This is a genomic window from Bdellovibrio sp. HCB-162 (genome assembly GCF_047344985.1).
Classification (GTDB): Bacteria; Bdellovibrionota; Bdellovibrionia; order Bdellovibrionales; family Bdellovibrionaceae; genus Bdellovibrio.
Genome location: NZ_CP178861.1, coordinates 2395616 through 2411091, shown reverse-complemented (window position 1 = coordinate 2411091; position 15476 = coordinate 2395616). Strand labels below are relative to the sequence as shown.

The 15476-nt window shown below is 46.1% G+C and carries 8 protein-coding genes; 6 read left to right on the top strand and 2 right to left on the bottom strand.

All coding sequences use genetic code 11. The features are described from left to right. The first annotated feature begins 67 nt into the window (after positions 1–67). Entirely contained in the window at positions 68–2668 is a 2601-nt protein-coding gene (uvrA, locus tag ACLSSO_RS11705; protein WP_413942898.1) for an excinuclease ABC subunit UvrA, read from the top strand. Positions 2669–2707: 39 nt separating this feature from the next. Beyond that, positions 2708–3739, top strand: coding sequence for a DUF475 domain-containing protein (locus ACLSSO_RS11700; RefSeq protein ID WP_295905954.1), 1032 nt, complete (start codon positions 2708–2710; stop codon positions 3737–3739). Here the strand turns inward: ACLSSO_RS11700 and ACLSSO_RS11695 are convergent. Continuing rightward, complete coding sequence (locus ACLSSO_RS11695) at positions 3666–4574, bottom strand: DMT family transporter (RefSeq protein WP_295905953.1); 909 nt, start codon at positions 4572–4574, stop codon at positions 3666–3668. The two genes, ACLSSO_RS11700 and ACLSSO_RS11695, sit on opposite strands and share 74 nt — an antisense overlap. Continuing rightward, entirely contained in the window at positions 4567–5289 is a 723-nt protein-coding gene (locus tag ACLSSO_RS11690; protein WP_413942897.1) for an FAD-binding oxidoreductase, read from the bottom strand. Before ACLSSO_RS11690 ends, ACLSSO_RS11695 begins: the two co-directional genes overlap by 8 nt. A 190-nt stretch (positions 5290–5479) precedes the next feature. Between ACLSSO_RS11690 and ACLSSO_RS11685 the strand changes: the two genes are divergently transcribed. From ACLSSO_RS11685 to ACLSSO_RS11670, 4 genes are all read left to right on the top strand, one after another. Then, a complete protein-coding gene (locus tag ACLSSO_RS11685; protein WP_413942896.1) occupies positions 5480–7543 on the top strand; it encodes a hypothetical protein in 2064 nt (687 codons plus the stop codon). Positions 7544–7744: 201 nt separating this feature from the next. Continuing rightward, entirely contained in the window at positions 7745–8767 is a 1023-nt protein-coding gene (locus tag ACLSSO_RS11680; protein ID WP_413942895.1) for a hypothetical protein, read from the top strand. Between the two features lie 173 nt (positions 8768–8940). Further along, positions 8941–12357 (top strand): hypothetical protein, encoded by a 3417-nt coding sequence (locus ACLSSO_RS11675; RefSeq protein ID WP_413942894.1) that lies wholly within the window; start codon positions 8941–8943, stop codon positions 12355–12357. Next, positions 12354–15455, top strand: coding sequence for a S8 family serine peptidase (locus ACLSSO_RS11670; RefSeq protein ID WP_413942893.1), 3102 nt, complete (start codon positions 12354–12356; stop codon positions 15453–15455). The genes ACLSSO_RS11675 and ACLSSO_RS11670 overlap by 4 nt, the downstream gene beginning before the upstream one ends. Positions 15456–15476: the final 21 nt, after the last annotated feature.

Sequence of the window (15476 nt, the reverse complement as noted above, 5' to 3'; positions counted from 1 at the left end):
GACCCTCCTTCCTAATTTCTAGACCTGTATTGTCTATTCCGCGATTTCCATTCTACAATACGGGCTTATGTCACAAGCTGAAGATGGAATCATAGTAAAAGGCGCAAAAGAGCATAATCTGAAAAATGTCAGCGTGGTTATTCCTCGGAATAAAATCACGGTGTTCACGGGTTTGAGCGGCAGTGGGAAATCGTCACTCGCTTTTGACACCGTCTATGCAGAAGGCCAACGTCGTTACGTGGAAAGTCTTTCAGCGTATGCGCGAAATTTCCTCGAGCAATTAAAAAAACCGGAAGTGGATTCCATCTCGGGACTTTCTCCGGCGATTGCAATCGATCAAAAATCGGTGAGCACAAATCCTCGTTCCACAGTAGGAACGGTGACAGAGATCTACGATTATCTTCGTCTGTTATTTGCAAAACTGGGAATTCCGGAGTGTCCGATTCATCACATTCCCGTGACCAGCCAAACTCCGCAACAGATCATTGAAGACGTCATGAAGAAGAGCATGGGCACGAAGTTCTATGTTCTGGCTCCTATGGCTTCAGGAAAAAAAGGGGAGTTCCTAGCGGAGTTCCAGCGCTGGGCTAAAAAAGGTTTCGTGAAAGCCAAAGTCGACGGCAAGATGATTGATCTTGATAAAGCGACGAAGCTTGCAAAAACGAAAACCCACGATATCGATCTTGTTGTCGATCAGTTGATTCTTAAAGACTCTATGAAGCTTCGTCTCTCAGAGAGTATCAACACCGCGCTTTCGATGGCGAACGGCCGAGTTATTATTGAAACTCTGGACGGAGAACGTGTTTCCTATTCACTTCATTCGGCGTGTCCTGAGTGCGGATACAGCTTTCCTGAAATTGAACCGCGTATGTTTAGTTTCAATAACCCGCGTGGAGCCTGCCCGACGTGCAATGGTTTGGGAACCATTGATCTTGTTGAAGAAGAACAATTTTCAGACTCGGAAGTCGGCTGCAAAAAATTAGATAAAGTCGTCTATAAATACAAAGGCAAAAAAACTTCAGATGAAGATGACGAAGAAGATGAAGAAATGGTTTTATCGGCGTGCCCTGATTGTCATGGTTCACGTCTAAGACCGGAAGCGCTCAACATTCGTTTGGGTGAAAAGACGATCGCGGAGCTTGCGGACCTCGGTGCCGTTGAGTTGCGTGATTGGATTTCAAAACTCAAGTGGAAATCCAAAGACCAATTGATTGCTGAAAAAATCGTAAAACAAATCGTCGCACGCTTGGATTACTTGATTCGTGTGGGAACGGGATATTTGTCTTTAAGTCGTCCCTCAAGAACTTTGTCTGGCGGTGAAGCTCAGCGCATTCGTTTGGCAACACAAGTCGGTTCTTCGTTGATCGGAGTTCTTTACGTGATGGACGAACCGAGTATTGGTCTTCATCCGCGCGACCATCATCGTTTGTTAAATATTATCGGTGAGCTTAAAGATCGTGGAAATACGATTCTTCTGGTTGAGCATGATGAAGACACGATTCGCTATGCGGATTTTGTTGTGGACTTGGGTCCTCGTGCCGGTGTTTTAGGCGGCGAGATGATGGCTCAAGGAACTCCGGAAGAACTTGAGAACAATCCAAAATCACTGACAGGAAAATATCTTAAAGGTGAGATGCGCATTCCTGTTCCAGCAGAACGCCGCAAAGGCAATGGTCAGTTTTTAAAACTGACAGGAGCTAGCGGAAACAATCTGCACAATGTGGATATGCAAATTCCACTGGGCACGTTCACGGCAGTGACCGGTGTTTCAGGTTCAGGAAAAAGTACGCTGATCATCGATACTCTTTATAAAATTTTAGCGCAGCATTTTTATAAAGCGTCGGCACAGCCGTCACCCTATAAAAAAATTGAAGGTCTTGATAAGATCGATAAAGTCATCGACATCAATCAAAGACCGATTGGCAGAACACCGCGATCTACGCCAGCGACATACGTGGGGCTTTTCCCAATGATTCGCGATCTTTTTGCGAATCTTCCGGATTCAAAACTTCGTGGCTATGAACCAGGCCGCTTTAGTTTTAACGTCAAAGGTGGTCGTTGCGAAACGTGTATGGGGCATGGACAAATCCGTGTTGAGATGCACTTCCTTAGTGATGTCTTTGTGACCTGTGATACCTGCCAGGGGCGCAGATACAATCGTGAAACGTTGAATATTAAATACAAAAGCAAATCCATCGCGGATGTTCTTGAAATGAGCGTCAGTGAAGCCTTGGAGTTTTTCAAAAACCATAGCCAGATTTATCGCAAGCTTGAAACTTTGCACCGCGTGGGCTTGGATTACATGACCCTAGGGCAAAGTTCGACAACCTTATCCGGGGGTGAAGCGCAACGCGTGAAGCTTTCTAAAGAGCTTTCTCGTCGCGGCACCGGAAAAACTTTATACATTCTCGATGAGCCAACCACGGGTCTGCATTTTGATGACGTTCGCAAGCTTGTAGAACTTATTCAAGAGCTCGCAGATCAGGGTAACACGGTGCTAGTGATCGAACACAATATGGAAGTTGTTAAATCGGCAGACCATGTGATTGATCTAGGACCCGATGGAGGAAAAGGCGGAGGCTATATCGTCGCCACAGGAACTCCTGAGCAGGTTGCTAAAGTTTCAGGCAGTGAAACTGGTAAATTTTTAAAGCCTGTTTTGAAATAATCTTGATTCTTCGTGGCTGGAGCCGCAGGATGTGGAGCCATGAAATACTTTACTGGCTCCTTTTTCTTTACAGTTATCGGACTTATTGCGTCTTACTTTGTCGGTCATTATTACGGCGGAACTGCAGCCGCAGGTTTCGGTGCTCTTTTTATTGCGGTGATTTTAGCCGTTCTTGAAATCTCTTTGTCTTTTGATAATGCGATTGTGAATGCCGTTGTTCTTAAAGAAATGACTCCCGTATGGCGTCATCGCTTCTTGACGTGGGGGATGTTGATCGCCGTTTTCGGAATGCGTTTGGTCTTTCCATTGTTGATCGTCACTTTCGCTGCTGACATCAATCCGTGGCAGGCACTGGTAATGGCGGCCACTCGCCCTGATGATTATGCAAAACTGATGTTGGGCGCCCATTTGCAGGTTGCGGCCTTTGGTGGTGCGTTCTTGTTGATGGTGGCCCTTAAATACTTCTACGATGAAAGCAAGGATTTGCACTGGATTTCTTTTATCGAAAAACCAACAGCGTACTTGGGCAGCAAAGTCGAAGCGATCGAGGTGGCTCTTTGTCTTGTCATTCTTGCATTGATTTCTCACTTCCTGCCTATGGAAGAGTCGTTGACCTTCTTGAAAGCGGGAATGGCGGGTCTTATCACTTACGTGATTGTGGACGGCATCGGTTCATGGCTTGAAGCTTCTGATGAAACAATGAAGGACGTGCACAGAGCCAGCGCGGGCATGTTCCTTTATTTGGAAGTTCTAGATGCCTCTTTCAGTTTTGACGGTGTTGTGGGAGCCTTTGCAATCACGCACAATCTTTTCATTATCATGATTGGTCTCAGTATCGGGGCTTTCTTCGTCAGAAGTTTGACAATCATGTTTGTTGAAAAGGAAGCACTCAAGCAGTTTGCCTATCTTGAGCATGGCGCTTTTTACGCTATCGGTATTCTAGCTATGATTATGCTCGCAGATCCATTCCTGCACATTCCTGAATGGGTGACAGGTCTTAGTGGAGGACTTGTGATTGCGGTTTCGTTCCTGTGGTCTTTGAAGAAGAGTCCCAAAGAATCTGCAGAATAGAAGCGATTAAAATCATCAAGGCGCCTGAGAGCTGAAACAAGGTCAGGCGCTCGCTTAAAATAAAATATCCAAAGATTGCCGCAAATGGCGACTCCAATAAAAACAGCATGCTCGCTGTCCCATCCGACAGAACTTTTTGTGTGCGCACTTGCAGATAAAACGCAATCACACTCGAAGCCACCCCCAAACAGATCACGCCAACCCAAGGAAGCCAGGGCTCTGAACTCATGGTGATCTTATCTTGAGTTAATAAAAGGGGAGTCAGAAAAGCTAAGCACCACAAAGATTGAAAATTATTAAAGCGAAACGCATTGCCAACACGGTTTGAAATGCGACCGATATAAATAATATGAAAAGCGGCGATGACCGAACAACCAATCGTCCAAAGGTCGCCGGTGTTGACCCCTTGAAGATTGGCGTCCATCAGAATAAAAGTTCCCGTCAGGGCCAACAAAACCAAAGCATAATTTTTCCATCCGGAACGCGACTTGAAAAACCACGCATTGAAAAGCGGTACAAAAATCACATAAAGGCTCGTCAGAAATCCGCTCTTTGTCGCTGTCGTGTATTTCAGTCCGATGGTTTGTAAAAGTAGCATTCCGCCAAGAAAAAGACCCGCGGGAAGCGCGCGTAATAACTCTTCGCGAATCGTTGTGAAGTTGATTCCGCGAAAAATGATGTAAAGAATCTCGCCAAAAACTGAGGCGATGATAAAACGATAAATTAATGTCTCGATGGGAGTGAAGGCCTTCAGAGCCCAGACAGTGGCGACAAAGCCGAAGCCCCAAAGGACCCCGGCAAAGATCAATTCGATGGCCGCGCGACTCTTAGTCAAACGCTTCCGCCCAGATGCGTGATTTCTCAAAACCATCTACTTCAAGAAGTTGGTGTTTCACTTCTTTGATCATGCCGCCGTTACCGCAGAGGTAGAACGTCGTTGGAATGTTTTTATAATCAAATTCGCTGATAAAGTTTTGCACGTAACCTTTTTTGCCCTTCCAATCATCTTGCGGACGGCTAAGAACAAATTCAAATTTGAAATCTTTGAGTTCTTTTTGCAGTTCATCGATTTCTTTTTGGTAGTACATGTCTTTCTCGGAGCGAACGCCGAAGAGCATGCGATAGCGAAGATTCGGATACTGTTCTTTTTTAGAAAGCAGATAACAGATGTGCTGAGAAAGTCCGGTGCCGGTATTGAGGAAAACGATTTGCTCTGTCGGTGGTTCTTGGAAAAACACTTTTCCAAAAGGTCCGGTAAAGTTGAGCGTCTCGCCCCCTTTGAGGTTCCAAACAAAAGTCGAGGCCACTCCGTTTTCAACGAACTTAAACAAAAGGCGGAAACCATTCTTGATGCGGTCATCAGAGGCAATGGAATAAGCACGCAAAATCGGCTTTGCTTCGCCTTGAGGGACATTGAGCATCACAAATTGACCAGCTTTGAAGGAAAATTCAGCTGGAGAATCCGTTTTAAGCACCAGTTCGCGCACTGTCGGAGTGTGATCGATGATTTGTTCTACTTTCATGTGGTAAATCGTGCGTGCGGAAGACATAAAGCTCCTTCAGGTTTGCTTTGGTCTTAATATTCCAAAAATCCCAGACAGTCCAATATTTTAGCTTGTTACAAAACCTCGCATTAAATAAAATCCTAGGAGGGGATTTTATCGCGCCAGCCCGGAGGGACGAGGGCAGGAGAGCCCGAGACAACAAAATCCTAAGTAGGAACAGCAAAGAGGTAACAACGTGAATATTGCGCAGCATCTGGTATTATCTGCACTTATTAGTTTCGGTACGTTCGCGCAGGCTCAGGAGCCAACTCCGGCAGCCCCGCCAGCTTCCACCCCAGCTCCGGCGGAAGCTCAAGAGGAAATTCCAGCTCCTCAACGTTCGTTGTTGAAAACAGCAGCAACGCGCGACTTCAACAAACCCCTTTATTTCGATCAAATCGATAACGGCGTGATTTTACCTCCTTTGGAGTTGGAATACGATCTTACGGGAGACAAAGGAAAGACCCTGAAAATCGGGAACGTCCTTTTCAATGAAAAAAACTTTTTCTTTGCTCTTTTGCCGTTAGGTAAAACTCATTCGCAGCTCAACCAAATTCTTGGTAGCAGTGAAGCTGCAAAAACCACTCTTGTGATGGCATGGCCGGATAAGCTTATGACCCACGGAACTTTGGAAATGATTTCCAGAACCGGTGCGGTTCTTTGGACGTATAATTTTACGGAAGCGGATCATACAAAATGGGCCAAACAACTTGAAGAGTGGCGCAAAGCCTTGATCACAAAAGGTGTTCCGGCAAAAGATTTGATTCGTGCCGGTGTTTTCGGTTCTCAGTTTGCGATCGTGGATGCCGAAGCAGCGAAAGCTCCATTCTGGGGGCAGAAAGAATCTTTCCGTTTCTGCTTAACTCAAACAGACGGTCGCAACTCGACAAAAATGTGCTCGCAAAGATACGGAACGAAATCTTCAGGTCGTAACGTGATCATGGGGAAAGTGCGCACGGATGCCACGACTCCGCGTGTGCTTGTGCAAAATGAAGAAGCTCCCATGAAAAACTCTGTGGTTGTCGCGGCAGATATGCCGACGTCGTTCTTTGCAGAGCTTGCAAGTGGAGAATCTTACGAATTCGTGACGGTTCCAAACAAATTAGAGCTGATGGATATCGCCGATACGAAAAAGCCCAGTGTTCTAAGAATAGTAGGCTATGACACGCGTCCGATTGGCCGCTCTATCATTCTCAATCCAGATCAATACTCTTCTTTAACGAAGCTCTTGGGATTTGAAGCGACGATCGGTGATCCTCGTAAGTTCTGGGCTGCGGCTATCAAGAAAGACGATCCGAAAATTTATTTGCCGGGACAAGGCGGAGGCGTTTTCAAACAACGCTTCGAGCTTTCAGAAATTCCTCGCACTCAATCTCGTGCTTACCTAAGCAAACGCACTCCGACAGGCACGTATATTGATGGCATTAAGCTGGAAGGTCGTAAACAACCTGTGGCGGAAGTGTCTTCCGATCAAAACTCGGTGGAGGTCGATCCGCGTGACCCAGCAAGTTTCGTTTGGAAATTTAAGGCGACAGAGCGCGGTCAAATCAATCGCTCGTATTTAAATGTCACCGTCGACGGAAAAACTTATAAGTCGTACTACGAAATCTATAAAGGGTTCCCGCGTGAGCTTTCGGGGCGTTTCACAGGCGTTCAAGCAAAGAGTGACTTCATCATTATGGGTGAAGTGGCTTACAACCAATGGTTCGAAGATCTTTTCGGTTGGACAAACTATTGGCTGTCTCGTCAAAGATGGGGCTTTAGTGCGAAGTACTTCCAATCTTTCAATCAGTTGAAAGTGGATACGGCCGGGAACACGGCTCCGCTAAGTGTAATGACAGTGGATTTAAAATATCGCGTGACTCCGGGCTTGTGGGGACGTGATGAGTCTGTCGGTGGAATGCTCTCTTATCAGAACGTGACTTTTGATAAATTGAAAGCGCCGATGCTCGGTGTGGGAGCTTTCTGGGCGCGCTCGATGCCAAAAGTGTTTGATGACTTCTTCAATCTTTTGCCAATCATGCGATATCCAAAATGGGTGGACATGGAGTTTATCTATTATATGAGCTCGATGGATTCCAAAGTGACTTTGAATGCGCCGATGTCACTGAACTTCCACGGTAAAGTTTTGTGGTCAGATCGTTATTTCGGCGAAGCGGGATTCGGTATGAAACGTTACAGCTTTACAGATTCGTCACTCAATCAAAAGGCCGAGTTGAACACCTTCTACGGTACGGTGGGATTAGGTATCAACTTCTAAGATTTTTCACTCTGAAAAATACGCAAAGGCGATCTCGGCGAGATCGCCTTTTTTCTTGGTAACTCTCGGAACAAGATATTTATTTGGCGCCCATGAAAGTCACATGTTTAGGTTTTGAACAGTTGAAAAGGCTTTAAACATATTTTCAGCCTGGTTTGATGTTTGCTCGCAGGAACAGCGTTGCTAAAGAAAGGACGTTCAATGCGAGCACTATTTTTGTTTTTCCTATTTGTCTTGGGACTGCTTTCGTCATTTTTCGTGACCTCCGAAAAAGCCTACGCACAGCAATCCAATAAAGTGATCAATGATTCTTTGGTGCAAAACCTAAGTTGCCGCACCTTGAATGTCGACAATATCTATCGCGCCATCCGTGCTGATGCCTTTGCGGAAAGCCGCAATATGCCGGTTCGTAATTGGCCCTTCCGCAGTGGTTTGGCGACAATCGCAGGTTGTTGGGCGCTGAGTAGTACACAGCGAATGGTTTCTTATATGGCTCGTTACAACACTCCTGACAACCGTCGCATGGATCAAAGAGTCCCGCGCATTTTAGATATGGTTCGCAGAAGCAAACTCGAAGCTAAAATCGGTGGTAACAATCACGATTATCCGAATAATAACAGTCAGCAACAGCCTTTTATCTCTCGCGATTTGAGTTTTTACACCGTGTTCCCAGTACCAGAGGGAAGCTTGTATGAAAGTTCTAAAGACTATCAGAACGGTCTTTGGAATGGCTTGATGCGTGGTTATGAACAAGAGTTCAACGGTCAAAGAGTGTCTCGTAATTTCAAAGATGAAATTGAAGCAAATCAGGCTTCTCACTTTTTCCGTGCAAGCAATATCACTTTAGCTATGGGAAGCGGCGCTCGCGCTGGTGGTACGAACGTAATCACAGCACAACAGCTGATGAAAAATCTCGATGGCAAACGTCTGACCCTTATCAATTTGCGCGCAGGTCGCACGGCTCAGCACGTAGTAATGGTGAAATCCTATCAAAAACTTTCTGCTAGAACTATTGCGTTTACAGTTTACGACTCCAACAATCCTTCCCAAGACGCGACGGTTTACTTTAGTACGAACGCTCAACAGTTCTACGCTCCAGACATCGTCGGTCGCTTCGTCCTAGAAAATGAAACTCGCGCTTTGGGCGTGTACATCGTGGATGAAGGCGAGCGCACACAGCTTGAAGCAGCCATGCTGGCTCACTACAAAGTCCTCTGCAGATAGTGTCGAGAAGTCTGACACCAAGATAAAAAATGCGGCAACTCGTGGAACGGGGGCCGCATTTTTGCGTAAAAACGAATAAAACACGGAATTAACACCGTTTCGTATGTGAAGCCATGGCTTAGTCCTTGCTAAATACCGGACGGTGCCAATTTTACCCTAATAAGGGAGTTTAAATGTCTTTGAGAATAGTCATAGTCTGCGCATTTTGCCTGATGATGCTCTCCATAGCGAGTGCTGAAAGCGTCTCATTGCCTTTAAAATCCGTGAAAAAGCCCTCTTCAGATCTTATCGGCAGTTCAGGTAATCCCTTGGATGTCGGTCAAGCTGCCGCTTTGGCGAATCAAGGAACTGATCTCAGTCGTCTCAATCCTCAAGAAAATAAAATGTGGCAAAACCGCGTTTACCCCGCGACAGAAGAAATCGCGGGCACGTACCCTGTGGCAAACAATGGTGTGCAGTTCCTTTCTGAAGAAGCCGCTTTGCCGTTCACCTATATGTCGCGTGTTCAATCCCGCGAAAATCCAGGATTGTTCTATCGTTTAAGTCTCAGCCGTTATAGCCACACGACGTTGATGCGTGCGGCTCTTTTAAGAAAACTTGGCTACTATGTTCCATCTCCAAAATACTACCGCAACCTCCGCGTTTTCTTCGCCAATGAAGAAGAGAAAAAATCTTTCCTAAAGCACGCTCAAGAAAGCATGATTTCAGACTTCCAAAGCCGCGGTTGGGTGAGCCAAGACGATGCGGGCAGCCACTCGGTCGTTTTCACAGACGCCGTTCTTGAACCGGCTTTGGCAGAGTATTTCGATATTCAATGGGGTTACGCTCCAGATCCAAACAATCCAGATCAATTGCCTGCGGTGCAAAGATTCTCTCGTTACAGAGCGTACCGTGCGTTGATTCTTCCATTTGCTCTTGTCGACGTTCCAGAAAGTATCAACCGTTTCTCTGCGAAATTCGGTTCGGTTCTTTCCGGTCATGTGGTGATCAACCATCCCTCGGCGGAATCATTTTCTGCTTGTACTTATGAAGATGCTCGCTGGTTGGTAAGACGTCTTGCGGATCTTCGCTATCAGGATATTCAAGACATCGTAAAAGCGGGTGCATTCCCGAAAGAACTTGAAGAGCTGGTGCTCGCAAAACTTCTTTACCGCGTGAACAACGCGCTTGAGTTGTTTAATCTCAAAGGCAATAACGGTTTGCCTCTTCCAGATTTAGAAAGAATCAATTCTGCAAATGGCATCGTTCAAAACGGAAAAGTGATGAAGGAATTTGTTCCTGGTTATCCTCAGCGTTTTGCGCACGGTGACCGTCAATCGCCATTCCAAGACGGTGATTTGGAACGCTACATCGGTATTCGCGCGAAGTCGGCAGCCATCGGTACGGCTTTAAATCATATCAACGAAAAATTGGATCTTCTGAAGGTCAGTGATCTTTACCAAGGTCGTCGCGAAGAGATCTCACAAAGAATTGCTCAACATATTAAAGAAAAACCTCTGGAGCCGTTATACCAAAATGTTGAAGCTTGGGGCGGTCCTGTAGGCGGGTTCAATCTTGCAGCCACTCGTCACGTCACGACGGGAACTTACTTCGGAAGTTCCGCGCCAATTCAATTGGTGGATAATTTAAGTGTGGCAGGTCGTTTGGGTTACTTCATGACTCTGGATGGAGTTCCAAATGTGATTCCAGCATTTGGCGCTAACGTCATGGTGATGAGAGATTACACTCACGTTCGTCCTCTTCTTTCAATTAAAGAAGGTACGAAAGTTCCATGGCAGGACCTTTTGATTCCGAAATTCATGAACAATGTTTCTAAAGTTTTGACGGAAAAAGATCTGGTGAAGTCAGCCGACGGTAAGAGCATGCGCCAACCTTTGGATGCCTTCTTAGCGGATATGCGTGAAGGTGAAGTATTCACCATCACAGACTCTATCGCTTTGTCAGCTTACGGCCAATTGTCTTCTTCCTTAGATGTATTGATGGGTATTTCACCACTGAGTTTCATCACGTCTGTTTCTGTTGGCGCTGATGGTTCAAGAGCGATTCTTCGTCAAACAAGTTTCATGAGAACTAAAGAAGGTGTTCAAGTTTACGTGCGCGCGCAAACGGGCAAAGCCTTGGGTGCGACTTTAGACTTTAACTTCTTTATCAACGTTATGCGCATCCGTGCTAACACGACATGGACGGATTTAAATACGGACGCCTTTGTCATCGACTACAATCCTGAATACGCAGAACTTTTGGATACGGGCAAAGTCGACCAAAAATTCGTTAAAGATTTCGTCGACACTCGCGATAATTTGAAGCCAGCTCTTCGTGCGCTCTTTAAGAGCAACGATCCTGAGTTGCTCTATGCGAAATTCTCGCACAAAAAGTTTGAGATCGATCATGATCTTAAAACCAAAGAACTTCGCACGAAGTTCCTTGCGTGGCGCGTGAATTCATTCAATGAAGATCACTTGCTTAAGATCCGTTACCCGCGCAGCTCTGAAGCCCCGGATATCGATCCTAAAGATGAAGAAGTGACGTTATTCTCAAATAAAAAAGGGGAACTTAAAGGTCGTGACCTTCTTGGTTTTGCCTCTGACTGGATCGACGGCATCCTCAACAAATGGTCTCCGAAGAGCCGCATTGATTTAGCTCGCAGTGACGATCCAAATCCGGCGAACACGCCATTTGGTAAAGCGTACTGGAGAACCGTCAACACAGAGTCTGACCTTACGGTGAACTCAAAACAATATCCATCCGTAGCTATTGTTCAGCACGTGTGGGGCGGATGGCATTTAAACCGCAAAAAATTCTTTAAACTTCTGGATGAAGTTCAAGGCGAGCTCAATGGAGCGCCATTGATGAACTACCGTTTGATTGAACCGGAAGCTTTTGCCAATGTCACAGCGGTGGACTTCTATCGTATCACTGCGAATCTTTCGATCTTGCCAGGTGGCTTAGATAAGATCCGCAATTTGATCACACAGCCCGATGCCGACGGAAAGGCAGCTAGAAGACATAAGTTTGTGAGCGGTCTTTTCCAAAAACTCAGCGAAAAGATGGGCCATAAAGCTCGCGCCAACGATAAAGAAATGTTCGACGATATGATGTTGATCCTTGGTAACGGCAACATGGAAAAGGGCAAAGGCAAATACTGGGAAATGTGCGAGGAAGCCCAGCAAAAAAGCCGGGGCGGTAACAATGACCGTGGTGGTAGCGATATTCCGACGTCGGCATGGGTGAACGGAACGAACTACGTTTGTATGGTTCCTTGGATGGAAAAGCTTTTGGACCTTTCTGCAAAGTATCCGAAAGACAAGCTGTCACAAACGCAGTGGATGACAAATGTGATCTACGTGCTTGAAGAAGCGATCCCACTTCCTCAGTTGTTGAAATTCTTAGGCGAAGAAAATTACATCTTCTTTGTTCGCATCAATGGTTTCCGTACCGGCGATGAAGACGGTGACTTGGAATACTTCTCAAACACTTTGGGAGATCCAAAAAAGAATATCGATTACGCCAGTGGTTTGATTGCGATGTTTGCAAATAAGACACGCATCTCTCCAATTGAGCTCGATCGTTCGCAAGGGAGCTTCCGATGAGACACCTAATCTTAGCTCTTTCGATTTTAACCACGGTGTCCGCTCATGCGGCGGACCCATTTTCTGCTTATCAGTGGGGGCTTAACAATCAAGGTCAGCCGCAAATGGTGGATCTTGATCCTTTGCACACGTACAAAGTTCCTGCGCGCGCGCAGCAAGATGTACGTTTGCCAGCCCGTCAAAAAACGCAAAAGAAAATTCTTGTCGCTGTTTTGGATACTGGTATTCAGAAAAGTCATCCGGATTTAAAAACGGTGATTCATAGAAATGAATCGGAATGCCGTGCTTTAGCGAAATTCAAGGCGTGCTTGGAAGAAAATGATCGTAAGGTCTGCGAAGCCAAATGGATGGATTTAAAAAATCCTGAAGTCGATCAAGATAAAAATGGATATCCATTGGATTGCCAAGGCTGGAGTCTTCTTGGTGGCGTAAATGCTGCTGGAATCCTGGGCCGTCCCGACTTTGACGATGAACAAGGTCACGGGACACACGTCGCGGGTATTATTGCTGCTGAAGCGGATAACAATATCGGCGTACGTGGTTTAAGTGAGAACGTAGAGATCTTGCCAGTGCAAGTGATCGGCGTTCAACCAAGTGAACCGATCAAGCCTTTGTCTATTTATGATGACCCCACAGAAGCGGGTAAAGAATCCATCAAAAGAAGTCTTGGTGATGTCGTTGCACGTGGTGTGATCTATGCGATGCGCTCAGGTGCGAAAGTGATCAACTTCTCTATGGGTTGGCCACAAACTTCCGACTCTGAATTCATGAGAAAAGTGATTGAAGAAGCTCAAGCGCGTGGCGTGATTATCGTCGCCGCAGCGGGGAATGACTCAACAAGAGCTTTGTTGAGACCCTGCGCTTATCCCAACGTGATTTGCGTTGGTGCTTCCGGTCCAGATGGAGCGATGACACACTTTTCAAACTACGGAAGTGGCGTTGATATCGTGGCTCCAGGTTTAAATATTCTGAGCACGTTCCCGGAAGGCAAACGTCCTGTGCGTTTCCGTTCAACACTGGGTTATGAATATCTTTCGGGGACTTCGCAAGCGTCTCCTTTCGTTGCTGCGGCTGTCGCAGAAATGTTAGCACGCGGAATTCCAGCCAACGAAATTTACCCGCGCCTTGTTTTGGGAGCGAGGCCTCTTCTTAGCAACCTTTCTTTGCTTGAAGGCGGCTCTCATGAGAAAGGACAAGTTCTCAGCCCAGAAAGGGAAATTTATAAGAAATATTCTGTGGCCGGAAACTTGGATCTAGAAAGATCTTTGAAAGTCCAACCACAGCCTTTCATCACGATCGCGAATAAAGAAAAAACAGAAATCCCTTGGGATCGTAAAAGCAAAGATCTTTATTTCGAAATTTCTTTTGTAAATAAATGGTCTGACGTGGATATTTCCAAAGTGAAGATGAACCCGCAATTCATCAAACCTCACCCAGAGGCGGTTCGTCCTTGGATTACGTCAGTCAAAGAAGTAGCGCCGTATCCGTCACTATGGAAATCAGGCGAAGTCCGTAAGTATGTCGTTGCGATGTCGATTGTCGACAATGCCGATCCTTCACAATCCCGCATTCCAAGTGAGTTGGATTTAACAGTGGACGTGAAAGTCGGGGACCAAGAGCCGCGCCGTTATGTTTTTGAAACTGAAATCACGGTGGATGTAAACGAAAACATGGCGGGAAAAGACATCCGCACTTATCCAATCGTGGGAATGCCAAAGGGACGTGTTTCTTTCATTCCTCTAGATCAAAACTTGGATAAAAATCCCGAACAACGCGATTACTTGGCGTTGATGGAAAACAAAAATCAATGGCAGTTGTGGGTGATTGCGGATTCCGGCACGGGCTCTTACAACGCTGTGGGTGGCACAAAAATTCGTATCGAAGGCAACAGTGAAAATCTCTTAGATAAAGTCACGGCTCGCATGGATATGAATGGCGACGGCCAAAGCGAATACGTTTTGGGCGTGCTTGAAGATAGGAGCGACGACGAAAATGCCAAGGGTTCGCCAATGAGTTTCTTCGTTTTTGATAAATCGATGAAGCTCATTGAAAGCTTTGGCTACAATGGTGAGATGGCAGCGATGCCGCTGGATGCTTCTCAAATCTACTGGCAGAAAATCGGTGGGACCAAGCGCCCAGCCTGGATTGGCGGCGGTAAAGATCCGGACCGTAAACGCAGCTTGAGAGACCGTTGGGAAAATCCAAACGATATCGAAAAACAAAAACTTCGTTTCTACTTCCTGAATGACAAGAATGAACTTAAAGCCCTGGAAGAGTACGAAGACTATAAAATTGTTGATGTGATTCAACCGCGCCAAGATCAGATTGAAGCTGGCCGTGTTTCTATCTTGCTTGCGAAAAACCAAGGCACTGAAGCGAAGCCGTCTTATCTGTACAACTTCGCGGTGGCCGACGTGGTTAACGGAAAGATTGAAAACTTCATGGAGCTTGATTTGTTCCATGATACGAACGTCTACCGTAATATTTTAGATACCCGCGTTGATAAAATCCAAAGCCTTGATTATGCCAAAGACGAATTCGCTGGCAGCTTCTGGTTTGGTGAAGGACTCAGTCGTCAGCAGCGTTTGACGTTGTTTGATAATAAAAACTGGGATCTCTTGGATCGTCAGTTGGCAGCTCAGCGGTCCCAATTTGACTCCGCTTTGCGTGTCAGAGCGGTTTTCGCGGGGCTTCAACGTAAGGGGGCCTTTGTACTTACAAACTCCGAAATTCAATATCATGACCTCATCACGAACCAAGTTTGGAGCCGCAGCTTAGACCGTTACACGTTCTTCCCAGACAACCTCTTTGTCTCTCTCTATATACCGCTCACGATCCGCGATGCGCGCGACGCATCAACGAAGCTTCCAGCCATCTTTACAACCGAAGGAGCGGGGCTCAGTCGTGGTGTCAAAATGTTGGTACCGATTTTTGCAAAGGATGGCTCTGCAGTCGAACTGGTGTCACCGGCTCGTTTGAGATTTAAGTCGTCAGGTTGTCGTTCAATGGAAACGGCGGTCTTCGAAGGATCCAAAGGAGCCCACTCGTTTGACTACTACTGCGGCGATAAATTGCTGCGAGTTAACTTGACTTACTAAATAAAGAATCGTTTTTAGCGG

Bases quoted from the DNA above. Each gene is read 5' to 3' on its own strand.
- uvrA (WP_413942898.1), top strand. From the start codon at position 68: ATGTCACAAGCTGAAGATGGAATCATAGTAAAAGGCGCAAAAGAGCAT.
- ACLSSO_RS11700 (WP_295905954.1), top strand. From the start codon at position 2,708: ATGAAATACTTTACTGGCTCCTTTTTCTTTACAGTTATCGGACTTATT.
- ACLSSO_RS11690 (WP_413942897.1), bottom strand. From the start codon at position 5,289: ATGTCTTCCGCACGCACGATTTACCACATGAAAGTAGAACAAATCATC.
- ACLSSO_RS11680 (WP_413942895.1), top strand. From the start codon at position 7,745: ATGCGAGCACTATTTTTGTTTTTCCTATTTGTCTTGGGACTGCTTTCG.
- ACLSSO_RS11675 (WP_413942894.1), top strand. From the start codon at position 8,941: ATGTCTTTGAGAATAGTCATAGTCTGCGCATTTTGCCTGATGATGCTC.
- ACLSSO_RS11670 (WP_413942893.1), top strand. From the start codon at position 12,354: ATGAGACACCTAATCTTAGCTCTTTCGATTTTAACCACGGTGTCCGCT.